At 58.3% G+C, this 20,771-nt stretch carries 22 protein-coding genes and 2 tRNA genes; 17 read left to right on the plus strand and 7 right to left on the minus strand.

What is annotated here, in order from left to right; genetic code table 11:
* Positions 1-96 precede the first annotated feature (96 nt).
* Positions 97-2,220 carry a site-specific integrase gene (locus DI396_RS04015; RefSeq protein ID WP_110794920.1) on the minus strand — a complete coding sequence of 708 codons (2,124 nt, stop codon included), beginning with the start codon at positions 2,218-2,220 and terminating at the stop codon, positions 97-99.
* Between the two features lie 332 nt (positions 2,221-2,552).
* Between DI396_RS04015 and DI396_RS04025 the strand changes: the two genes are divergently transcribed.
* The 12 genes from DI396_RS04025 to DI396_RS04080 all read left to right on the plus strand — a co-directional run bounded on the left by DI396_RS04025 (position 2,553) and on the right by DI396_RS04080 (position 12,375).
* Positions 2,553-3,803, plus strand: a complete 1,251-nt coding sequence (locus DI396_RS04025) for a tyrosine-type recombinase/integrase (RefSeq protein WP_110794921.1) — start codon at positions 2,553-2,555, stop codon at positions 3,801-3,803.
* Between the two features lie 301 nt (positions 3,804-4,104).
* Positions 4,105-4,284, plus strand: coding sequence for a helix-turn-helix transcriptional regulator (locus DI396_RS04030; RefSeq protein ID WP_204362791.1), 180 nt, complete (start codon positions 4,105-4,107; stop codon positions 4,282-4,284).
* Positions 4,285-4,289: 5 nt separating this feature from the next.
* Entirely contained in the window at positions 4,290-4,781 is a 492-nt protein-coding gene (locus DI396_RS16390; RefSeq protein WP_162617149.1) for a hypothetical protein, read from the plus strand.
* The gene (locus DI396_RS04035; protein WP_162617150.1) at positions 4,765-5,976 is read left to right on the plus strand and encodes an AAA family ATPase; all 1,212 of its coding nucleotides are present in this window, start codon (positions 4,765-4,767) and stop codon (positions 5,974-5,976) included. The genes DI396_RS16390 and DI396_RS04035 overlap by 17 nt, the downstream gene beginning before the upstream one ends.
* Positions 5,977-6,085: 109 nt before the next feature.
* A complete protein-coding gene (locus tag DI396_RS04040; protein ID WP_110794923.1) occupies positions 6,086-6,316 on the plus strand; it encodes a hypothetical protein in 231 nt (76 codons plus the stop codon).
* A gap of 431 nt (positions 6,317-6,747) precedes the next feature.
* On the plus strand, positions 6,748-8,280 hold the full coding sequence (locus tag DI396_RS04050; RefSeq protein ID WP_110794925.1) for a terminase large subunit domain-containing protein: 1,533 nt from the start codon (positions 6,748-6,750) through the stop codon (positions 8,278-8,280).
* Positions 8,281-8,330: 50 nt separating this feature from the next.
* A complete protein-coding gene (locus tag DI396_RS04055) occupies positions 8,331-8,573 on the plus strand; it encodes an HNH endonuclease (RefSeq protein WP_235851739.1) in 243 nt (80 codons plus the stop codon).
* 35 nt (positions 8,574-8,608) lie between these two features.
* Positions 8,609-9,847 (plus strand): phage major capsid protein, encoded by a 1,239-nt coding sequence (locus DI396_RS04060; RefSeq protein ID WP_110794927.1) that lies wholly within the window; start codon positions 8,609-8,611, stop codon positions 9,845-9,847.
* A 10-nt stretch (positions 9,848-9,857) separates the two neighbouring features.
* Positions 9,858-10,466: an HK97 family phage prohead protease gene (locus DI396_RS04065; RefSeq protein WP_110794928.1), complete on the plus strand. Its 609-nt coding sequence runs from the start codon at positions 9,858-9,860 to the stop codon at positions 10,464-10,466.
* The gene (locus DI396_RS04070) at positions 10,457-10,987 is read left to right on the plus strand and encodes a hypothetical protein (RefSeq protein WP_110794929.1); all 531 of its coding nucleotides are present in this window, start codon (positions 10,457-10,459) and stop codon (positions 10,985-10,987) included. The genes DI396_RS04065 and DI396_RS04070 overlap by 10 nt, the downstream gene beginning before the upstream one ends.
* Positions 10,974-12,026 (plus strand): phage portal protein, encoded by a 1,053-nt coding sequence (locus DI396_RS04075; RefSeq protein ID WP_110794930.1) that lies wholly within the window; start codon positions 10,974-10,976, stop codon positions 12,024-12,026. The genes DI396_RS04070 and DI396_RS04075 overlap by 14 nt, the downstream gene beginning before the upstream one ends.
* Complete coding sequence (locus tag DI396_RS04080) at positions 12,019-12,375, plus strand: hypothetical protein (RefSeq protein ID WP_110794931.1); 357 nt, start codon at positions 12,019-12,021, stop codon at positions 12,373-12,375. Before DI396_RS04075 ends, DI396_RS04080 begins: the two co-directional genes overlap by 8 nt.
* Positions 12,376-12,508: 133 nt before the next feature.
* Here DI396_RS04080 and DI396_RS04085 read toward each other — a convergent pair whose 3' ends face one another.
* The 3 genes from DI396_RS04085 to DI396_RS04095 form a co-directional block, all read right to left on the minus strand.
* Entirely contained in the window at positions 12,509-12,859 is a 351-nt protein-coding gene (locus DI396_RS04085; protein WP_162617151.1) for a hypothetical protein, read from the minus strand.
* 107 nt (positions 12,860-12,966) lie between these two features.
* Positions 12,967-13,041 (minus strand) — tRNA-Asn (locus DI396_RS04090).
* An 81-nt stretch (positions 13,042-13,122) separates the two neighbouring features.
* Positions 13,123-14,043 carry an MBL fold metallo-hydrolase gene (locus DI396_RS04095; protein ID WP_110795351.1) on the minus strand — a complete coding sequence of 307 codons (921 nt, stop codon included), beginning with the start codon at positions 14,041-14,043 and terminating at the stop codon, positions 13,123-13,125.
* A gap of 106 nt (positions 14,044-14,149) precedes the next feature.
* Here DI396_RS04095 and DI396_RS04100 point away from each other — a divergent pair, with 106 nt between their 5' ends.
* Positions 14,150-15,442, plus strand: a complete 1,293-nt coding sequence (locus tag DI396_RS04100; protein WP_110794933.1) for an ATP-binding protein — start codon at positions 14,150-14,152, stop codon at positions 15,440-15,442.
* Between the two features lie 156 nt (positions 15,443-15,598).
* Here the strand turns inward: DI396_RS04100 and DI396_RS04105 are convergent.
* Positions 15,599-15,675 (minus strand) — tRNA-Ile (locus DI396_RS04105).
* A gap of 127 nt (positions 15,676-15,802) precedes the next feature.
* On the opposite strand from DI396_RS04105, the gene purM reads away from it, so the two are divergent.
* From purM to rnd, 3 genes are all read left to right on the plus strand, one after another.
* Positions 15,803-16,870 (plus strand): phosphoribosylformylglycinamidine cyclo-ligase, encoded by a 1,068-nt coding sequence (purM, locus tag DI396_RS04110; RefSeq protein ID WP_110794934.1) that lies wholly within the window; start codon positions 15,803-15,805, stop codon positions 16,868-16,870.
* The gene (gene purN, locus DI396_RS04115) at positions 16,867-17,460 is read left to right on the plus strand and encodes a phosphoribosylglycinamide formyltransferase (protein ID WP_110794935.1); all 594 of its coding nucleotides are present in this window, start codon (positions 16,867-16,869) and stop codon (positions 17,458-17,460) included. The genes purM and purN overlap by 4 nt, the downstream gene beginning before the upstream one ends.
* A 135-nt stretch (positions 17,461-17,595) precedes the next feature.
* Positions 17,596-18,756, plus strand: a complete 1,161-nt coding sequence (gene rnd / locus DI396_RS04120) for a ribonuclease D (protein WP_110795352.1) — start codon at positions 17,596-17,598, stop codon at positions 18,754-18,756.
* 102 nt (positions 18,757-18,858) lie between these two features.
* Here rnd and DI396_RS04125 read toward each other — a convergent pair whose 3' ends face one another.
* Positions 18,859-19,374 carry a hypothetical protein gene (locus DI396_RS04125; protein ID WP_162617152.1) on the minus strand — a complete coding sequence of 172 codons (516 nt, stop codon included), beginning with the start codon at positions 19,372-19,374 and terminating at the stop codon, positions 18,859-18,861.
* 261 nt (positions 19,375-19,635) lie between these two features.
* On the opposite strand from DI396_RS04125, the gene DI396_RS04130 reads away from it, so the two are divergent.
* Positions 19,636-20,046: a SufE family protein gene (locus DI396_RS04130; RefSeq protein ID WP_110794937.1), complete on the plus strand. Its 411-nt coding sequence runs from the start codon at positions 19,636-19,638 to the stop codon at positions 20,044-20,046.
* 4 nt (positions 20,047-20,050) lie between these two features.
* Here the strand turns inward: DI396_RS04130 and DI396_RS04135 are convergent, their stop codons facing one another.
* Positions 20,051-20,767: a DUF1638 domain-containing protein gene (locus tag DI396_RS04135; RefSeq protein ID WP_110794938.1), complete on the minus strand. Its 717-nt coding sequence runs from the start codon at positions 20,765-20,767 to the stop codon at positions 20,051-20,053.
* Positions 20,768-20,771: the final 4 nt, after the last annotated feature.

A 20,771-nucleotide genomic window follows, 5' to 3' on the forward strand; every position in this document is an offset into this window, starting at 1 on the left:
AATGCAAAGAACCTCTCGCGCCTTCGCGCACTCGGGTACTGCGTGCTTCCGCGCGCGGGAAAAAGGCACCCGCGCGCGTGAGGGCGGTTCCGCGTATCAGCCGTTCGCGCTGTTTACGACTCGCAAGTGTGGGGCAGCCCTGTGGTAGGTTTTCCCGAACGGGGAGCGAACTCCATAGTGATTGATGTCATTGAGGTCCACGTACTCTTTGAGAGCTTCGATGGTTTCGCCCAGCCGGTAATAGTTCTTGTGGGTCACATCGGTCTGTTCGTGCCCCATCAGGCCTTTGCGCACGTGATCGGGAACTTTTGCGCGCGCGAGCCTGACGTGAAACTCTGTGCGAAGCGCGTGGAAGTCCAAACCCGGCTTCTTGATGCCCCGGCTTTCGGTGTAGTAGCCGAACCTTTTCGACATGATCGCGCTCAATGTGCCTTTGGACTTTGAGCGTTCGATGTGGGGGAACAGGCGGCTCAGTCCCTGTTGACGGCGAAGGGCAACAAGCTCTGGCAGGCCAATGTCAATCAGTGCCCGATGCAGTGGAACGCTGCGAAAACCGTTGTCCGACTTTACTTCCTGCGAACCAATCTCGTTCTGGACCCGCACGGCCATGATCCCGGCGTCCGAGAAGAAGTCGTTCACCCGCAATTGCAAGATTTCTTCCAGCCGCAAGCCCGCGTACACCCCGATCAGCGGGCACCAGAAAAGTGGCTCGTCTTGTTCTGTCAGCGGGTTTTGGAAGATTTCCGAGCCGAGCAGGGCGTAAATGTCTTCGCCCCATCCAATCCGTTCCACACGCCGTTCGCTTCGCTTGCGCCGTTTGATCTCGGATGTGGTCAGCGTCCGTCCTTTGAACGGGTTGCCGTCAATCGCGCCACTTTCGTGCGCATAGGCGAGGATTGCGTGTAATGCTTGCTGATGGCGCTTCATCGTGGTCGCGGACAGCCGCACGACGCGGGCTGCGGCTGAGGCTTCTTCTATCTCGCCGGGCGGCTTGCCCTCGCGTCGCAGCTTTTCAATCAGCGCATTGATCCCAATTGTGTCGTGTTCATCGGCGTCTTCGATAAACTGGCGCGCGGTGCGCTTGTCCTTGGACGATTTTCCGAAGTTCTTGGGAAGTCTCTGAATCCAATCATTGAATTCGATGACTTCCTCTTTGCCTATATCGCATAGTGGCAGATCACCGACGATCTCAACAAACAATCGAACCGAAGACTGCCAGTTACGCAGCGAGGTCCGTTCGAAGTTTCGACCCGTCGCGGCATCGGCTGTTTCATCTTCGCGTGTGAGCGTGAAGCCTTGGCAGCGAAGGGCCAGGTACTTGTCGGCAAAGTCGGCAAACTTCTGGGTGCTGTTCTTCGGGCGCGCAAGCGTGGGCGACGGCTTGGCTTCCGGCGTTGGCACCATTCCTATTTTGTGCGCCGCATCCATTGCTTCTTTCAACGCAAGCGGAAAATCGGCGTTGGCATCGGAAGGATCAAGGCTCAACCGTTCGCAAGCGGCCAAATACTCCGACAATGTCGCGCGGAATACGTGCGTGTGCAGGCCGAAATCAGACACGACATAGTCAGCATAATAGTCGTCGTTGGTTCGTGCGCTTTCACCGATATGGGCAAGACGCGGGTATTCCGGCTCGTAGTCAGGGTGGAAAAGCTCACCACATTTTTCCCAGTAGTCCTCGTCGTGATCTTCCAAATAGGCAAGTGCATCGCGCTCCGCTTGGCACATTGCTTCCGCCGGTGGGTTTTCTTCGACCTGTGGGGTTGGCTGCGCGTCCGCAACGATCACCTTACCTTCAACACCGAGCGCCTTGCGCAAGTCCTGTTCCAAGATGCGATAGGCGCGCTGCTTGACCCCATCGGGAAAGCTGGACGCTGGCCCGTGGGCAATTTTCTCGATCAGAGAACGAAAATGTTTGGCCATAGTCATCGCTATGGCGTCCATCATGTCGGTATCAAATTCGTGTTCGTTCATAACTGCCTCGATCATCGCCCACGCGCGCTCAAAATCTGCAGAGATGAAAGCGCCGAGAATGCGGGCCTCTCTCTTGGAGCGGGTGCGCAAGCTCACAGCCATATGGCCCCGCGCTTGCAGGCTGGTCCCATTGTCGCAACAAGACACTGATATTTGGTTATTTTGTGATGATTGGATGACAATAACTGGATGACGGCGGCGATACCACCATACGGCTCCGCGTTTCGTCAGGTAAGCAATGCGTCCCATCTTTGGCTCCGACTCTTTGTGCGCAGTAAAAATCGCGCTTTGGGGCACAGAGGGGTGAGAATGACCTTGCTAAGAAAAAAGCCCAGCTAAGTCACTGACTTTGCTGGGCTTTTTGGGTATTGGCTCCGGCGGTAGGGATCGAACCTACGACCAATTGATTAACAGTCAAAATTCTACCCGTAACACGGCGCTACATACCGTAACCTAAATTCAAGAAAATTCCCAATAAAACAAGATGTTTGCGAGGACGTCGGCTTCATGTCATAACATGGGATAACAGCTTGATACGGGTCAAAGTGTTACCCCTGTGTTACCCCAAGGAGAAATTGACCATGGCAAAAGCCTTCACTGTAAAGTCAATCGAAGCCATGAAGCCGGGCGAAGCTAGGCGCGAAATTCCCGACCCTTCACTGTCGGGGCTTTACCTTGTCATCCAGCCTAGCGGCGCAAAGTCTTGGGCGTTGCGCTATCGCTTCGGTGGCAAGCCTTGCAAGCTAACGCTGGGAAAGCTTCGGCCAGCCGAAATGGCAGAAGGCACGGCAGGCTTTCTAGGGTTGGCCGAGGCTAGAAAAGCGGCAGGCGATGCGCTGGAAAAGCTTGAACTCGGACGTGATCCTGCGGCGCTAAAGAAGGCCGCGAAGGCCGAGCGGGCCGAGGCTCAACTGACTGAACGGGACAAGGTAAAGACGCTAGTCAAGACATATGACAAGCGGCACCTTTCAACGCTCAAGAGCGGCAAGACGGTGAAGCGCGAACTTGAACGGCACGTAGTTAGCGAGTGGGGCGATCGCGACATTCACGAAATAACCAAGCGGGATATTCTGGAGCTGCTGGAGGGTATTGCGGACACGGGGCGGGGTGTGACTGCAAATAGGGTGCGGGCCTACCTTAAAGCGTTTCTGGCGTGGTGTGTGAACCGTGACGTGATCGACCGTAACCCTGCGGACGGTGTAAAGCCCCCCGCGAAAGAGCGAGCGCGCGCCCGTGTGCTAAGTGACGACGAAATTCGCTGGTTCTGGCAGGCTTGTGACGCTGAAGGGCAACCGTGGGGGCATATGGCCAAGCTGCTGCTGCTAACGGGGCAGCGGCTTGGTGAGGTCGCCAAAATGACCGATGGCGAAATCAGGGGCGATCTGTGGCATCTGCGCGAAGATCGAACAAAGAACGGACGCGCCCATGACGTGCCATTGTCAAAGCCTGCGCTGGACGTGCTGGCGGACGTTAAGCGAATTGTGGACAGTGAAGGGAAGGTCAACTTTGTCTTCACCACGAACGGGCGGTCGCCCGTGCAGTCCTTTGACAAGCCGCGCAATCGGTTGGCGGTGGCGATGAAGGAAATTGCCGAGAAGGAAGCGGGCGGACCTGTCGAGATAGAGCCTTGGGGCTTCCATGATCTGCGGCGCACCTGCGCCACGGGTATGGCTGCGCTTGGGGTTCCTGTGCGCGTAACTGAGGCGGTGCTAAACCATGTCAGCGGAACGGGCGGCGGGATTGTCGGGGTTTACCAAAGGCACGACTACGCGACCGAAAAACGCGACGCCCTGAGTGCTTGGGGCGGTAGGGTTATGGGTGCCGCCGCATAAGAAATTCCCTCTCAACTGGGAAATCTTCCCTAATATTAAAGCCAATATAGCTCAGCTTGGAATTATTTCCTGTCTGTGTCGCAAGTGTAGGAAAGTGTCCTTTCAAAGCGCTGATTCGCGCAGAGATTCGGCCCAAAAGCGCGTTTTGGCCTTATTTTGTTGGTCTTTGCGTAGGGGGTTTACAGTGTGTTAAACATTGTGCTAGCGGCACAAGTTTGGCCGCGTGAACCGGTGCTCGAACACCATACATCCACACGGCCTCACTTAAGAACTGTGGCCATATTATCGAAAGGCCATTCCAATGGCAAGACAATATATGACTGCGCGAGAACTGCGCGAACTTGTTGGGGTTTCCCACATGACAATCAACCGTTGGCTGAAAGACGGCAAGCTAGGTATGCCTCAACCTGTGCGCATTCGTGGCCAGCGATATTTCCCAGTAACTGAAATTCAAACATGGCTTGAAGGGCAACGGGGTTAATCAACATGGACTTTTCTAACCACGGAACGCCTTCGGGCGAACAATTCTCTGCGGCCTTGTCGGCCTTTGTTAAGAACTTCGGGGTCGTCCCACCGAGCACGGCCTATCTTTGGCACGCTGCATATAGGCCGTTCTACAACGCTGTAATTGCGCGTCGATGCGTTCTCGGTCAGCACTGGGCGGCAGGGACAGCGGTCAATCTTGTTCGATCCACCGTTCAAGCCGATGGTGTTCTGATTATCGAGGGATATTCAAGCGCCAAACAGGCCCGCGATGATGTGCAAGAGAGGGTAAAGCAAATCCGAACTGACCCAATGTCGCGCCGAACGCGCGGGATGATGTGGCGCTACTGGCAGCGTGAGAAGCTGCTAATCGCGGATATTCTAGATACCAATCAAACCACTTGCCCCTATGCCGCCAAAATTCAGCAGGCACTGGTTTCAAATTACGTTCCTGACATTAAGGACTTGGGAGGCAACATTGACTGGACCAGCTAAGATAGAAGTTGACTTTGAACGCGGATATGACGCGTTCAACGATCTGCTGCGAATTGTGCAGGAGGGCAAGACCCTGCCCGCCCCCATTAAGGGGGCTGGTCCCACTCTTTACCGAGGAAAGGCCAAAGAACCCGTTAGGGCCTTCACCTTCACGGCGGTTGGTGATCTGGAATACAGACCCCCGGCATTTCTCATTGGGGACTTGATTGAGACTGACACGCTTGGGCTTGTGTTTGGCGATCCGGGTTGCGGCAAGTCGTTCCTTGCTGTCGCTTTGGGGTTATCGGTCGCTAGTGGAACCCCGTTCTTTGGGCGCGATGTTAAACAAGGGTCGGTGTTCTACATAGCTGGCGAAGGCCACAACGGGCTTACAAGGCGCTTCCATGCTTGGGGTAAACACCACGGCGTCGATCTGTCTGGCGTGCCTCTATACAAGTCTGAGAGGGCCGCGCAATTCCTTGACGCGGCATCTGCCAAAGCGGTGGCGGATGCTGTGGACGCAACGGCGGAACAGGTGGGCGAGCCTGCGCTAATCATTGTGGACACGTTGGCGCGGAACTTTGGGGCGGGTGACGAAAATAGCACCATGGACATGAACAATTTTGTTGTGGCTATGGATCAACTGAAAGCCCGCTATCCCAATAGCGTGCTGCTAATCGTGCATCACTCCGGCCACGCTGTAAAAGACAGGGCGCGGGGGGCAATGGCGTTAAAGGGTGCGCTCGACTTCGAGTTTCGCTTGGAAAAGTCGGACGCGACCGTGACCATGACCAACACCAAGATGAAGGACGCGGAACCGCCTGCGCCCATTCACATGGTATTGCAGGACGTGCCGTTGGTCGATGCATCATCTGCCGTTCTGGTCGAGGGTGACGCGCCTGCGGGTGGAGGTAAGAAGCTATCACCTGCAAAGCAACTCGCACTTGATACCTATCATATGGCGGCAATGAAGCATGGCACTCTTAGCGACGGGGCGTTCACTGGGCTGCATGTAAATGACTGGCGGGAAGCGTTTTACCAAAAGCACACTGGCGAAACGACCGAGGCCAAAAGAAAGGCTTTTGATAGGGCGCGCAAGTTTGCTGATTTGTTCGACGTGAACAACGATCTGTATTTGCTGCGTGGGAACGGTAGTGCAACCTTGTTGGACGCATTGATTGAGAAGGACACTCGGACGGACGCGGACGAAACCTAAAGCGTCCAGTGTCCGTAGAAGACATAAGAGGCGGACGGACAGGACAAATGCCTATAGGCATGTCCATCCGTCCGCTATGATCTGACCATTAAGAGAAGGATATAAAGCGATGGTTGTAAAACTGAATGGAATTGAGATTAACGGCGAAATTGCCGATACAAGCATAATTGGTGATGGCATGGTGCGGCATGGAAAAATGCTATTGATCCATGATGACACGACCGCCAAGGTTGGTGACAGTGTGCAGGATCGTGATGGTAACGAGTGGTGGATTGTCCACACCACTGGAACGGAGACGGAGAAACGGAATATCCACCTTCTAGACCCGAAAACAGACTAGGCCCACTTTGCCCCATGCCATGCCTAGGCGGTATATTCTGGGCATGGCATATCCCCACGCGAGACAACCTGACAATCTTGGCGACTTTGGCCAGCTTGCCCCGCTAACGCGGCTGCAACGGTCTAGGCGCAACCACTGGAATCGAAGCCAAGACGAATGGGAGCGGATGCAGGCGCGGCGTATTGCGCAGGACTTGGCGGCCTTCTCGGATCAACGCTATCGTGGTGTGCGGGTGCAGGTCTTTGCCGAGGTATTCCTAACTTTGGGCGCTTTGTGTGCAGCCAAGGCGGGTTTTAGTCGCGCTGACATTCAAGAGTTTGTCGAGGGCGAGCAAGTCAAGGCCAATGGTCCCAATAGGTTAGGCGTGGGGGAGCCTGACAACGCGGAGGGGGGTTCTTCTTTCCCATTTCCCAAAAAATCGGGGAAAAGGGATGGCTAGACCAACAAAACAAGGCGCTGCGGCAATTGAATTTCTGGAAAACCTTACGATACCAGAGGGAAAACAGGCCGGAAACCGCGTAAAACTCGCAAAATATCAAAAGGCATTCATTAACGGCGCTTTGAAAAAAGACGTCATGGTGGCGTGTCTGTCAATCGGGCGTGGCAATGGCAAAACTGCATTGTCTGCCGGTTTGGCCTTGGCCGATGTCATGGGCGTTTTGTCTGAGCAACCGAAACGCGAGGTTATCCTTGCCGCTCGAAACCGTGACCAAGCCCGCATTGCGTTTCAATTCATTGTCGGTTTTGTCGAGCGGTTGCCGGATGATCTGCAAGAGCAATTCACAATCCGGCGCGGCTCAAAACTGGAAGTCGAATTTAGCGGCAAAGGCGGTGGCATTGCCCGATGTATTGCCGCCGATGGCAAGTCGATCTTGGGCGGTGCGCCAACTTTGGCCATACTGGACGAACGGGCCGCTTGGGAAAAGGACAAGGGCGACAATCTGGAAAACGCCATTCTGTCGGGGCTTGGCAAGCGTGACGGTCGGGCGCTGATTATCTCGACAAGCGCACCGGACGATAGCAACACCTTTTCACGTTGGCTGGATGAACCGCCCCCTGGCACTTACGTCCAAGAACACCGCCCCGACTTTGGCTTGCCTGCTGATGATCTGGAAAGCCTCTTGGTGGCAAACCCCGGCGCGAAAGAGGGGATCGGCTCGACGCCTGAATGGCTGATCGCCCAAGCCAAGCGGGCCATATCGCGTGGCGGGTCTGCGCTTTCGTCTTTCCGCAACCTGAACCGAAACGAGCGTGTCAGCACCGAAGACCGCTCCGTGTTGGTGACGGTCGATGAATGGCTTGCCGCCGAGGTCGCCCCCGATGAACTGCCGGAACGGTCAGGGCCTTGCATTCTGGGCGTCGATCTTGGCGGGTCGCGGTCTATGTCGGCAGCGGCGCTATACTGGCCAGAAACGGGCCGTTTAGAGGCTGTGGGAACCTTCCCCTGCAATCCGTCCCTTGCGGATCGTGGGGCCTCTGATGGCGTCTCTGGGCGCTATGTCGAGATGCAGGAAAGGGGCGAACTCACCACAATGGGCGACACCACGGTTCCGGTCGGGCGTTGGCTTGCCGATGTGGTGAACATGACGGACGGCCAAGGCGTTGCTGCTGTCGTTGGCGACCGGTTCCGCCATGCCGAATTTGTCGAGGCCATGCGGGCGGCAGGCTTGGACCGTGTGCCGTTTATTTGGCGTGGGTTTGGCTGGCGTGACGGCAGCGAGGACATAGAAAGATTCAGGCGGGCGCTGTTTGAAGGTCAGGTCAAGACGGTGCCGTCCTTGCTGCTGCGCTCTGCCTTTGCGGATGCGATCACGCTTGTAGACCCTGCGGGCAATCACAAGCTGGCCAAGGCACGGTCCCTAGGCCGGATCGACGCGGCGGCGGCGTCTGTTATCGCGGTGGCGGAGGGGCAACGCATGGCGGCACGTCCAGCGGCAAAAGCACGGGTCGCGCAATGGGTCTAAGGTGGCAACGCCACGGCACGGCAATCTATCGGACACCACAATGGAAGGCCGTGCGAACCGAAGCCAAGCGGCGGGATGGCTGGAAGTGTGTGCAATGCGGTTCACGAACGCGGCTAGAGGTCGATCATATCAAAGGGCTGCGCGATGGCGGGGCGGCTTTCGATCTGGAAAACCTGCAAACGCTTTGCGGATCGTGTCACGCCAAGAAAACCCGAATTGAAATCGGCTTGGGCGAATTGGACCCAGAAAAGCAAAAGTGGGCGACTTTGCTGCGCATGGGTCTGACAAGGTAAAATTCCCTTATTCAATTGCAATTGAGGGAAACTAAATGCTTGAATCTGTAAAGCTGCAAAAGCGGCAATCAACTATCCGACAAACGCTGGCCGCACTGGCAGCGAAAGAAAGCCCCGACGAAAACGAAATTCGCTCGATGGGTGAACTTGATGCTGAATATACCACTAATGAGGTTCGCTATCGCGCCGCGCTTATTGCCGAAGACGATGAGCGGCGCGACGCCAAGAATGATCTTGAGACCCGCTCGGATCAGGAATGGTCCGACATGGTGGCAAAGTTTGAATTGCGCCAAGTCGCTTTGAATTTGGACGAAGGCCGCGCCCTTGACGGTGAGACCGCCGAAATCGTGCAAGAGATGCGCAGCACCGGCGGCTATCGCGGTGTGCCGGTTCCTTTTGAGGCGCTCGAACAACGCGCGGGCGAAACCGTATCGACGGGAACGCCTGACCCGATGAACACGCGCCCGATTATTGAGCGGCTTTTTCCGGCCTCTGTGGCGGCGCGTCTGGGCGTTCAATCCATTAACGTGACCCAAGGGTCCGAAGCGTGGCCGGTGGCAACCTCTGGCGCTGTCGCGGGCTGGGCTGCAACTGAGGGCGGCAGCATTGGCGATGCGTCGGCCTTTGCGACTGCCGAGGCGACCCTTTCGCCGGATCAAACCCTTGGCGCTCATATGCGGATCACACGCAAGGCCATGAAGCAATCGGGCGCGGGTCTTGAAGCCGCAATCCGGCGCGACATGGCGGCAGCTATTGGGGCCGAACTGGACCGCGCTGTCTTGAATGGCAGCGGGGCATCTGGGCAACCTCTGGGCATTGTCACGGGCGCTGCAACCTATGGCATCACGTCCACCGATATGTCGGCGGCGGCGGTAAGCTGGGCGGCGTTCCGGGCTGAGGTGGTGGCCTTCATGGAAGCCAATGCGATTAGCGCGGCAAGCGCGATCCGGCTGGGCCTGACCCCTGCGCTTTGGTCTGATCTAGACGACACATTGGTTTCCGGCACGGCGGTTTCGGAATGGGACCGGATGGTCAAACACATTCCGCAAAGCAACATTGCCACCACGAACACGCTGGGCGCTGGCACGGCTATTCTGACGGCTAATGTCGGCGGCATGGCTCCGGCCTTTGTGGGCCTATGGGGCGGGGTCGATGTGATTCGCGACGTCTATTCCGACGCGCAATCCGGTGGCCTGCGCCTGACGGGGCTTGTCACGGCGGACGTGACCGTGGCGCGTGGCCTGCAAACCCGTATCCTGACCAACTTCGGCTAATCAGGTGACAGTGTTTCACGCATATGAAACCGGCGGGCTGGAGGTGCGGAAACGCGCCTCTGGTGCGCTCGAACTGGCGGGGCGGTTTCCATATAACCGGCCTGCCACCTTGTCCGATGGTGGGCGCACTGGTCGCCCCCGCAAGGAAGTCATTGCCCCAAGGGCATTTAATTACAGGGTGAACCGTGAAGACGAAGACATTCATTTACTTGTGGGCCATTCATATGACCGCCCTTTGGCATCGCGTGGGGCTGGGACTTTAAGCCTTGCCGATAGCGATGAGGCGCTAACTTTTGTGGCGCAGATCACGCCTGAAATCGCGGCCACGACGCATGGCAAGGACGCATTGGCCATGATCGGCGCAGGCTTGGCGGTTGGCATTAGTCCAGGCTTTCGCATTCCGCCGGAACGGGCGGTCAAGAAGGCCGAGGAAGTGACGGAAGAAGACCCCGCCGAGGGCATGGCACTGATCCGCACAATCTTTGCCGCCTTGCTTTACGAATTGTCGATTGTGACCCGCCCCGCATATCCCGAAGCGCAGATCGAGGCGCGATCTTGGGAAGTGACGGGCGGCGGGGTTCACGTTCCAGCCAAAAGGAACCCCTACGCATGGCGATAACGCTAAAACAGGATGAGGCCATTCCTTCGGCTTATCCGACTGCCGAACAAGATGCGATCTGGCAACGGATCGAAAGCTATGTGGCGCACCGCTGGACCCCGCGCCAAGTCGTTTGGACGGTCGAGGGCGCGGGCGACTGGAAGCCGCTTCTAAGCCCTGCCGAGGTCTCTTTGGTCGAGGAATGGCGGGGCGACGCATGGCAGGCCGTGGACGCGCCTGTGGGGCCGTATGGGCTGCGCTTTGACCGCGATAGCACTTGGCGCGTGACGGCAACCGTAGGGGCAAACACAAGCGCCCCTGTGGCCGTTCTGGAAGCCGTGGAACGCCTTGCCGGGTATTCTGCCGAAATTGGCAAAGCGGATGAATCCCACGGGCAATTGGTTAGCAATTCCATGAACCTAGGCGGCGAACTTCAACTCACGCACCGCTATGAACGGAACTGGACGGGCCGCGCGTTGCAGCTATCCGGTGCCGCTGATCTGCTGCGCCCATATCGGGGGACAAACAATGTGGCCTTTTAAGCAAAAACAAGCACCTGTCGAGCAACGTTCAAGTGGTGGTGGATATACCCACGATCTAATGATGCACCGCGCGGCCTATGTCGCGGGGCGCACTGGCACGGGCGATCTGACCGCAACCGTTCAAACATGCGTGGCGCTATGGGAAAGCGGCCTGTCGATGGCCGATGTGGACGGCGCGTCAATTCTTGATCCGGTTTCGCTTGCCATGATCGGCAGGGCGTTGGCGTTGCGGGGTGAGGCGGTTTTCCTGATCCAAGAGGACGGGCTTGTCCCTGTTTCCGACTGGTCCCTGACAACGCGCAACGGCAAGCCCCGTGCCTATCAAGTCACCATTGCCGAGGCGGGCGGCGGGCGCACTGTCACGGCCTTAGCTGCTGAGGTGCTGCATTTCAGGATCGGCAGCGATGCGGCGTCGCCTTGGACCGGCACGTCCCCCTTGCGGCGGGCGTCCCTGACCGCTGGAATGCTGCATTCTGTGGAAACCGCTTTGGCCGAAGTCTATGAGAACGCGCCTATCGGGTCGCAGATTGTGCCATTCCCTGAAACCGCCGGAACCGACCTTAACGAATTGGGCGCGGGGTTCCGTAGCAAGCGGGGCCGCGTCTTGATGCGGGAAAGTGTCCAAGTCACGGCGGCAGGTGGTCCAGCACCGGCCCAAGACTGGAAACCCCATAGCACCACGCCTGACCTGAGCGGGGTTGCCCCTGCAACGTCCCTTGACGGGGCTAGGGCGGCGGTCTGTGGCGTCTATGGTGTGTTGCCTGCGCTGCTGGACAACGCCACCACGGGGCCGCTTGTGCGAGAGGCGCAACGCCACCTTGCGCAATGGGCCTTGCAACCTGTCGCGGTGCTGATCGGGCAAGAGGCAACGGCCAAGCTGGGCCAGTCTGTGACGCTGGACGTGATGCGACCGCTGCAAGCCTTTGACGCGGGCGGACGTGCGCGGGCCATGGCGGGAATTGTCGAGGCGCTGGCAATGGCAAAAGAAGCGGGCGTCGATCCGTCCGAGGCGGCAAGGCTGGTGAACTGGAATGGCTAATATCTATGACCGTTTCCAAGGCACCGCCAAGCGGCTCTTGGCTCAATATGCCACGGGCGACGTGGCGCGGCTGGTTATCACGTCTGTGCCTGCCGCCAATGAATGGGAATTGCCGACCGTCACCACGGAATCAATCGAGGTGGACGCCTTTGTCACCGGCGTTTCGGAAAAATATGCCGATGGCGAAAGGGTGATCTTGTCCGACCGTATGGCAATCGTTGCGGGGGACGTGCCAATAAGCGCGGCGGATAACGTCACGATTGACGGGCAAGGCGTCGAGGTGGTGCAAATCATTGCCGTGCCTGCCGCTGGCACCGCTGCAATCAAGAAACTGATTGTCAGGGGGTGACTTTGCGGCGGCGTTGTCGCTTGGGGTATAGTGTAAGGGCAAACGGTGGAATGGTTAGCCTGCCGATTGCTTCTTTCTTGGTTAGAAAGTCCGGACCCCGATGCGGCTTCCTTCCCCGCGTCGGGGCTTTCCTTTATTCATCCACTAGAAGGTGAGAAATTCTGCCGCGAATTTGCTCAAGTTCCTCTGGTGTATACTCATCAGGGCAATGGAAATAACCTTGAAGCATCCCCCATGCATCTCCTACTTGCCAAGGCATACCGATGTTCTCGGGGCCGTTGCCCATGTCCATGATGCGAGGAAAAGGAAACGGTTGATCGTCCGATACAGGGTTCCCTTTATAATTTAGTCTTGCAAGGTAGTGTGTGGCTAAATCGAAAGCCAATTTTCGTTCTTCGTCGCTTGCTCCATCGAGGCAACGGGACGCTTTTAGTGTTAATGCCATTGACCTATACGATCGATCTTCAGTCTTTGGTTTGGTCACGTCCATACTCCTCAAATTCGATATGCTACCGTTACCCTAAACGTTACCCCTGAGAAAATCCAAAGAAAAAGGGCCTAGCTGATTGCCAGCTAAGCCCTTGAATTCTTTGGCTCCGGCGGTAGGGATCGAACCTACGACCAATTGATTAACAGTCAACTGCTCTACCGCTGAGCTACGCCGGAACACGAGGGGTGATATAGCGACAGTGTTTTGTGCCGTCCAGTGGGTTTTTGCGTTTATTTGGAGTTTTTGCGATTTTCTCCCTACACGCGTCTGAACTGCGTTTCGGCAGTCAGCGGGCCGTTCGGGGCGGCCATTGATTTCCCCGTCAGATCAATGAGATGTGCAAGAACATTGCGGGCGGCGGCGCCCAAGAGGGCGGGCGGCGTATCGACATAGATCGCGCGGGCGAGTTCACTTGCGGTTGCCGGGCCGGCTTCCAGCGCGGTCAAAATCTCGGCTTCCCGGCCAAGACGGTGCGCCACCAGCCAATCGAGCCGTGCCTTCGGGTCGCTCACCGGCGCGCCATGCCCCGGGTAGTAAATCCGCGCCGGAACACCGGCCAGTGCAGCGCAGGACGCCATAAAATCGGTCAGGTCGCCATCGGGCGGCGAGACCATCGAACTGGCCCAACCCATGACGTGATCGCCGGTAAACACTGCATCGCCCCAAATGAAGGAGATGTGGTTGCAAAAATGTCCGGGAGTCGGCAGCACCCGCACCGCCCATTCGGCCGTTTCTATAACATCGCCTGCGGCGATACGGATGTCGGGCGCGAATTGCGCATCGATGCCTTCGCCGCCGCGAATCTCACCCACTGCGGCCAATTGCTCCATCATTGCGCTGCGCCCGGTGCTTGAATCGCCAAGCGCATAGACCGGCGCACCGGTCTCGCGGCTCAAAGCGCGCGACAATGGCGAATGGTCCACATGCGAATGCGTAATGAGGATGTGAGTAATCTTTTGCCCGGCGCCGATACTGTTCAAAATGGCGTCCAACTGCCGGGCCCCGACGTCACCATCGGGCCCGGGGTCGATCACGGCAACTTCGTCGGTGCCGAGCAAATAGGTATTGGTGCCGCGATAGGTCATCGGCGAGGGATTCGGCGCAACGATCCGGCGTAGCCCCGGCTCCAAGTGTTCCACCGTGGCCACGGGCGGGTCGAAAGTGTCGGGGGCAAGCATGGCATTTCCTTCGGTTGGGATCGTGTCAATCGGTGTCTTTGGCGCTTTGCGGCGGCCTGCGCGCCAAAGGGCTTTCGCTCGGTCGCGCGCAGGGGTAGGTTTAACCATGTCTTTTCTCTGGCTCAAACGCTATATGCCACGCAGCCTCTATGGGCGCGCACTTCTCATCTTGATCCTGCCGGTTTTGACTTTGCAACTGGTGGCTTCTGTCCTGTTTTTGCAGCGCCATTTCGAGGGGGTCACCCAAGAGATGACACGCAATATGGCCCGCGAGGTGGAATTGTTGCTCGGCGCGGCGCAAACTCCTTTGGAGCAATCAGCATTGGCGCAGGCGTTGGATATCAAAATCCGCCCCGCCGCAGTGGTGCCGGATGAGGATTCGCGCCGCTGGTATGATTTGTCCGGCCTCGTGGTGATCCGCGAGATGACGGCATTGTTGCCGCAGGTCCGCGCCGTGGAATTGCCCGATGATCATATCGTGCGCCTTTATATAGCGGGGGCGCAAGGCCCGGTGGAAATCCAATTTCCGCGCCATCGGGTTGCCCCCAAAAACCCCCACCAACTCTTTGTGAATATGGTGTTTTTTGGTGCGTTGATGACGTTGATTGCTTTTGTCTATCTGCGCAACCAATTGCGCCCCATCACCCGCATGGCGCAGGCCGCAGAGGCCTTCGGGCGCGGGCGGCATGTGGCCTATCGCCCCGCAGGGGCCAATGAGGTGCGCGCGGCGGGCCATGCGTTTTTGGACATGCGGGCGCGGATTGAGCGGCATTTGGAGCAACGCACATTGATGCTCTCGGGGGTGAGCCATGATTTGCGCACGCCGCTGACGCGGCTCAAGTTGGGTCTGTCGATGCTGGAAGACGAAGACGCCGCTGCGATGCAGCGCGATGTCGAGGATATGCAGCGGCTGCTCGATGAATTCCTGTCCTTTGCGCGTGGTGCCAGCGAGGGCGAGCCGGAGAAAACCGATCCCATTGCCTTGGTACGTGATATCATCGACGATGCGGTGCGTGCTGGACAGAAGGTGACATTGATCCGCGCCGAAGGGACGGGAACCTTGATGTTGCGGCCTATGGCCATCCGGCGGGCGGTGGAAAACCTGATCGCAAATGGCGTGCATTACGGCCAACACGTGGAGGTTTCGGTATCTTTGACCGACAAAAGCCTGCGTATTCGCGTCGAAGATGACGGGCCGGGCATACCTGAGGCGCAGCGTGAAGAAGCGCTCAAACCCTTTGCACGTTTGGAACCCGCCCGAAATCAGAACCGCAGCACCGGCGTCGGGCTTGGCCTGTCGATCGCCAATGATACCGCGCGGGCCCATGGCGGAATTTTGCGGCTCGGCAGCAGCGAACGGTTGGGTGGTCTGCGTGCCGACATCGTCATTGCGCGTTAAGCGCGAGGGCGCGCGATTGGTCGTGCCGATACAAGGAATATTCGAGGACAAGTAGTCGGGAGACGCAGCGGCGGGGGTTTTACGCGCCGTGAATTTATTAAAACCCGTGTCTTTATTGAAACCAAAGACGGAAACCAAAAAACGATCGGCGGCATTTGGTAGGCCCGGCAGGACTTGAACCCGCAACCAAAGCGTTATGAGCGCTCTGCTCTAACCAATTGAGCTACAGGCCCGCCGTGGGTGTGATTATGCGCGCGGGCGGCGCGGGTCAAGAGGCGGAGCGTGCGATTTGCGCGGCAGGCGTGGACAGCGGCGCGCCATTGCGCTATCGCGGGCGCGATATCGGCAAAGGGGGCTCTCATGAGCAGCGACAATAGCACATCGACGACGGGTAAGAACGGCATCACCTATGCGGACGCAGGTGTGGATATTGATGCGGGCAATGCTTTGGTGGACCGGATCAAACCGGCGGCCAAGCGGACCAATCGTTCGGGTGTGATGTCCGGTCTTGGCGGGTTTGGCGCGCTCTTTGATCTCAAAGGCGCCGGTTACAACGATCCGATCCTTGTCGGGGCGACGGATGGCGTCGGCACCAAGTTGCGCATCGCCATTGATACCGGCGAAGTCGACGGTGTTGGGATTGATCTGGTGGCCATGTGCGTCAATGATCTGGTGTGCCAAGGGGCCGAACCCTTGTTCTTCCTCGACTATTTCGCCACGGGAAAGCTTGAAACCGACACGGCTGCGCGGATCATCGAGGGTATTGCAGAGGGCTGCGTGCGCTCTGGATGCGCATTGATCGGCGGCGAGACCGCAGAAATGCCCGGCATGTATCCGGAGGGCGATTTCGATCTGGCCGGTTTTGCCGTCGGCGCGATGGAACGCGGTACCGATTTGCCCGCCGGTGTGACCAAGGGCGATGTGTTGCTGGGCCTTGCTTCGGACGGCATCCATTCCAACGGTTATAGCCTCGTGCGCAAATTGGTTGAGGTGTCCGGCCTTGGTTGGGGCGACGATTGTCCTTGGACCGAGGGCACGCTTGGCGCGGCCTTGCTCACGCCGACGCGGCTTTATGTGACGCAATCTCTGGCGGCGGTGCGGGCAGGGGGCGTGCATGCGCTGGCCCATATCACCGGCGGCGGTTTGACCGAAAACCTGCCACGGGTGTTGCCCGATGGATTGGGCGCGGATATCGACCTTGGCGCGTGGGACTTGCCGCCAGTGTTCAAATGGCTTGCCGCAACCGGCAACATGGCCGAAAGCGAATTGCTCAAGACGTTCAATTGCGGTGTTGGCATGATTTTGTCGGTCGCTGCAGATGAGGCCGATGCACTGACCGCCTTGCTGCAAAGCGAAGGCGAAACTGTTTACCGCCTTGGCACGGTCACCGAGGGCGCGGGTGTGCGTTACGCGGGATCGCTCTTGTGAGCAAACGGGTTGCGATCCTGATTTCGGGGGGCGGCTCGAATATGGTCAAGCTGGCGCAAAGCATGGCCGGCGATCATCCTGCGCGGCCGGTTCTGGTCGCCTCGAACGACCCGAAGGCCGGCGGATTGGACCGTGCCGCCGAAATGGGCATTTCCACTGCGGCGGTGGATCACCGCGCGTTCAAAGGCGACCGCCCCGCTTTTGAAGCGGCTTTGAGCGCGAAAATCGCGGCGGCCAATCCCGATATTATCTGCCTTGCCGGATTTATGCGCGTGTTGACCGAAGGGTTCGTGCGCCATTGGGAGGGGCGGATGATCAATATTCATCCGTCGCTTTTGCCGCTCTACAAAGGTCTGCACACCCATCAACGCGCCTTGGACGCGGGCGATCAGGAGGCCGGTTGCACCGTGCACGAGGTCACGGCCGCATTGGATGATGGGCCGATCTTGGGCCAGGCGCGGGTGCCGATCATCGCGGGCGACACGGCGGAAACATTGGCGGCGCGGGTTCTGGTGCAGGAACATGCGCTTTACCCCGCCGTTTTACGCCGATTTGCAGCAGGTGAACGCGCGCCGGTTTATTTACCATGACCGGTTTACTTGCCATGAATGGCGACGAAAATACCGATGCGGGCCGGGCCGCTTTCCAAACCCGATAAACTGCTTTATACCTTGGGATCAGGGCGTGGGCACACCTATAACAAGACGAGTAAAGATCGACCCCTGATGCGAACACTCACAACAACTGAAGAGCTGGCGGCATTTTGCGCCGAGGCGCGCGGCCATGATTACGTGACCGTTGATACCGAATTTCTGCGCGAGCGGACTTATTATTCCAAACTCTGCCTGATCCAATTGGCGATGCCGGGCACGGATGACAGCACCGGGGTTCTGGTTGACCCCTTGGCCGATGGCATCGCGTTGGATCCGTTATATGATCTGTTTCGCGACACATCTGTGGTCAAAGTGTTTCATGCAGCGCGGCAGGATCTCGAAATATTCTATGTCGATGCGGGGGTGATCCCCGAGCCGCTGTTTGACACGCAGGTCGCGGCGATGGTTTGCGGATTTGGCGAACAGGCAGGGTATGAGACCCTCGTGCGCAAAATCGCCAAGCAACCTCTTGATAAAACATCCCGTTTTACCGATTGGTCGCGCCGCCCCCTGACCGAGGCGCAGCAGAAATATGCGCTGGCTGATGTCACGCATTTGCGGGTGATTTACGAATTTCTGGCCGCCGAATTGGAACGCACAGGCCGCGAGAAATGGGTGCGTGAGGAGCTTAAGGTCCTGACCTCGCCAGAAACCTATGTGGTCCAACCTGAAGACGCATGGAAACGGGTGAAAACCCGCACGACCTCGGGAAAATTCCTCGCTATCGTGCGCGAATTGGCGCGATTCCGCGAAATCTATGCACAATCGCGCAATGTGCCGCGCAACCGTGTTTATAAAGATGACGCCTTGGTTGAACTGGCCTCGACCAAGCCCCAAAACGCCCAAGATTTGGGGCGCTCGCGGCTTTTGTTGCGCGAGGCGCGCCGTGGCGATATCGCAGACGGGATTTTGGCCGCCATTAAAGCGGGGATCGCCTGTCCGCCGGACCAGATGCCCAAGGTGAGCAACGACCGTGACAAATTACAGGTCAACCCCGCCTTGGCCGACCTGTTGCGGGTGTTGTTAAAGGCGAAAACCGAAAGCTCTGGCGTGGCGCCGAAACTGATTGCGCCGGCGGCGGATCTGGATGCGATTGCAGCCGGGCTACGCGATGTCTCTGCCTTGCAAGGTTGGCGGCTTGAGGTGTTTGGAAATGATGCGCTGCGGCTTTGCGAGGGGAAAATCGCGCTCTCGGCGAAGGGCAGCTCGGTGCGGATCGTCGATCTCGAGTGATCTGCGAAATACCGCGTGGGGAATTGTAATCATATCAAAAAAGGCGCCTCAACCGGGCGCCTTTTGTCTGTCTGGCCACGCATGCCTTGAGGCGGCAACCTGTTATGGCCGTGCGCTCAAGGCATTGCTGGTGCCGGCGACGCGGACGGTTTTCACACCGGCCAATTCCTGATCGGTGAGGAACATCGCGGCGCTGATCTTGCGGCTGCGGTCGGGGCCATAAGCGGCGCGGTCGGGATGCGCGGCTTTGAGCGTATAGGACAATGTGCCCGCCTCCGCCGGATCCTCGATCAGCCGCACATCAAAAGCGCGTTGGGTTTGTGCCACGGCCTCGACCCGCAGGATTTTGCCGCCGGGCGCATCTTCGAGCCGCAGGGTGGTGATCTTGTCCACCGAAGTGCCAAGATAGGCCCCTTCTTGTTTTTCCAGATTGAGCGCTTGGCGTTCGGGGATCAACGGGTTTTTTGCGCCGGCTTCGGTGGTGGGTGCCGCCGCAGTGGCTGCGCGGTTCTTGCCGAACCAATTGACCGGATTCATCCGTGATGTGCCGATGGACCCGCCGCCACAGCCCGCGAGCAGGAGCGATGAAATCGAAAGAGCGATAATAGATCTGCGCATGTCCCTGCCTCTTGGTCTTTTTATTTGAGTTACCCTATTGCAGCGCGCTTGAAAAGCCACAAGGCATTGCCGCCGGATCTCTAGGGGCGCAGCACCGCGCGAAAAACGGCGCGGACCGTGGTGCGGGGGCGCTCGACGCCGCGCCGTCTTCATGCGGCGCTCATCCCTCCGCGCGGGCCGCGAGGGGCTGGACCTTTTGCCGCGCGGCGCTTACCTGTGCTGCAACGCCCACGGGCAGGGAAACAGGTAAAGGGAACCGGTATGGCAAGCGCGGCATTCGAAGACATCGTGGCGGATTTCGAGTTTCTGGAAGATTGGGAAGACCGTTACCGGTATGTCATTGAAGCGGGCAAGGCGATGGAGCCTTTGGACGCCGCGCTTTGTGTTCCGGCCACCAAAGTCGACGGCTGTGCGTCGCAAGTCTGGCTACATCCGGTGATCGAGGACGGGGTGTTCCATTTCGACGGGGCCAGCGATGCGATGATTGTCTCGGGGCTGATCGCGGTGCTGCGCATGCTCTACAATGGGCTGACAGTGAAAGAGGTGACCGAGGTCAACGCCGCAGAGGAATTGGCGCGGCTTGGGCTGAACGACCATCTGTCGGCGCAACGGTCGAACGGTCTGCGTGCGATGATCGAACGTGTGCATCAGGTTGCCGCAGCTGCGGTTTGATCATCTATGAAGTCTGATCCGGCTTGGCGGCCGGCACGGCCTGATCCGCGACGCGGGCCAGATCCGTCGCCAATTCGCCATATCCGGTAAGGCGCCTCTCATAGGATAGTCCCATGCGCGCGGCGCACTCTTGGGCGCGGGTCTCCAGAGCCGGATCCTCGACCTGTGCCAGATAGACCAAGCGTTCGTAATGGCCGAAATACATCGGCAACAATTCCGGATGGCGGTCCAACCCCAAGGGCTTCCAAACGCAGGCCTCGAATTGCCGGACCAGAAAATCGGTAAGGTAAAAGGCGCGCATATCCGTGTCGCCGCGCGCTGCGGCGGCATCGACCCCCTCATAAAAGGCATAGCAATGCGGCCCGCGCATCATCTGCGCGCCGGTTTCGTCGCACAATCGCTGCAAATCGCCGCCGGTGCCGCAATCGGCATAAACCAGAAAAATCCGGTCAAACTCTGCGCCCCGGGTCTCGATCATGGCGCGCGCGGCCGGGGCGATTTTATCGGGGGTGTTGTGGAATTTCGCCGGCAAGCAAGCGATTTCAAGATGGGTCCAGCCGTTCAGCGCCCGCAGGTCGACGATCTCCCGTGCAAGGGCCCCACAGGCAATCAAAAGCACCCGCGCCGCCGCCGCAGGCACAAACGCACCGGTTTCGGTCAACCCCGCATCATCGGGCAGAACCGCTGCAGGCGATAGGTGATCGGGGGCAGGGCGGGGCATCGCA

The sequence above is a fragment of the Litorivita pollutaquae genome, from assembly GCF_003205515.1.
Classification (GTDB): domain Bacteria; phylum Pseudomonadota; class Alphaproteobacteria; order Rhodobacterales; family Rhodobacteraceae; genus Litorivita; species Litorivita pollutaquae.

Excerpts from the sequence above, each read along its gene's own strand:
- DI396_RS04015 (WP_110794920.1), bottom strand. The coding sequence starts at position 2,220 with ATGGGACGCATTGCTTACCTGACGAAACGCGGAGCCGTATGGTGGTAT.
- DI396_RS04025 (WP_110794921.1), top strand. The coding sequence starts at position 2,553 with ATGGCAAAAGCCTTCACTGTAAAGTCAATCGAAGCCATGAAGCCGGGC.
- DI396_RS04030 (WP_204362791.1), top strand. The coding sequence starts at position 4,105 with ATGGCAAGACAATATATGACTGCGCGAGAACTGCGCGAACTTGTTGGG.
- DI396_RS16390 (WP_162617149.1), top strand. The coding sequence starts at position 4,290 with ATGGACTTTTCTAACCACGGAACGCCTTCGGGCGAACAATTCTCTGCG.
- DI396_RS04040 (WP_110794923.1), top strand. The coding sequence starts at position 6,086 with ATGGTTGTAAAACTGAATGGAATTGAGATTAACGGCGAAATTGCCGAT.
- DI396_RS04050 (WP_110794925.1), top strand. The coding sequence starts at position 6,748 with ATGGCTAGACCAACAAAACAAGGCGCTGCGGCAATTGAATTTCTGGAA.
- DI396_RS04060 (WP_110794927.1), top strand. The coding sequence starts at position 8,609 with ATGCTTGAATCTGTAAAGCTGCAAAAGCGGCAATCAACTATCCGACAA.
- DI396_RS04070 (WP_110794929.1), top strand. The coding sequence starts at position 10,457 with ATGGCGATAACGCTAAAACAGGATGAGGCCATTCCTTCGGCTTATCCG.
- DI396_RS04075 (WP_110794930.1), top strand. The coding sequence starts at position 10,974 with ATGTGGCCTTTTAAGCAAAAACAAGCACCTGTCGAGCAACGTTCAAGT.
- DI396_RS04080 (WP_110794931.1), top strand. The coding sequence starts at position 12,019 with ATGGCTAATATCTATGACCGTTTCCAAGGCACCGCCAAGCGGCTCTTG.
- DI396_RS04095 (WP_110795351.1), bottom strand. The coding sequence starts at position 14,043 with ATGCTTGCCCCCGACACTTTCGACCCGCCCGTGGCCACGGTGGAACAC.
- DI396_RS04100 (WP_110794933.1), top strand. The coding sequence starts at position 14,150 with ATGTCTTTTCTCTGGCTCAAACGCTATATGCCACGCAGCCTCTATGGG.
- purM (WP_110794934.1), top strand. The coding sequence starts at position 15,803 with ATGAGCAGCGACAATAGCACATCGACGACGGGTAAGAACGGCATCACC.
- rnd (WP_110795352.1), top strand. The coding sequence starts at position 17,596 with ATGCGAACACTCACAACAACTGAAGAGCTGGCGGCATTTTGCGCCGAG.
- DI396_RS04125 (WP_162617152.1), bottom strand. The coding sequence starts at position 19,374 with ATGCGCAGATCTATTATCGCTCTTTCGATTTCATCGCTCCTGCTCGCG.
- DI396_RS04130 (WP_110794937.1), top strand. The coding sequence starts at position 19,636 with ATGGCAAGCGCGGCATTCGAAGACATCGTGGCGGATTTCGAGTTTCTG.
- DI396_RS04135 (WP_110794938.1), bottom strand. The coding sequence starts at position 20,767 with ATGCCCCGCCCTGCCCCCGATCACCTATCGCCTGCAGCGGTTCTGCCC.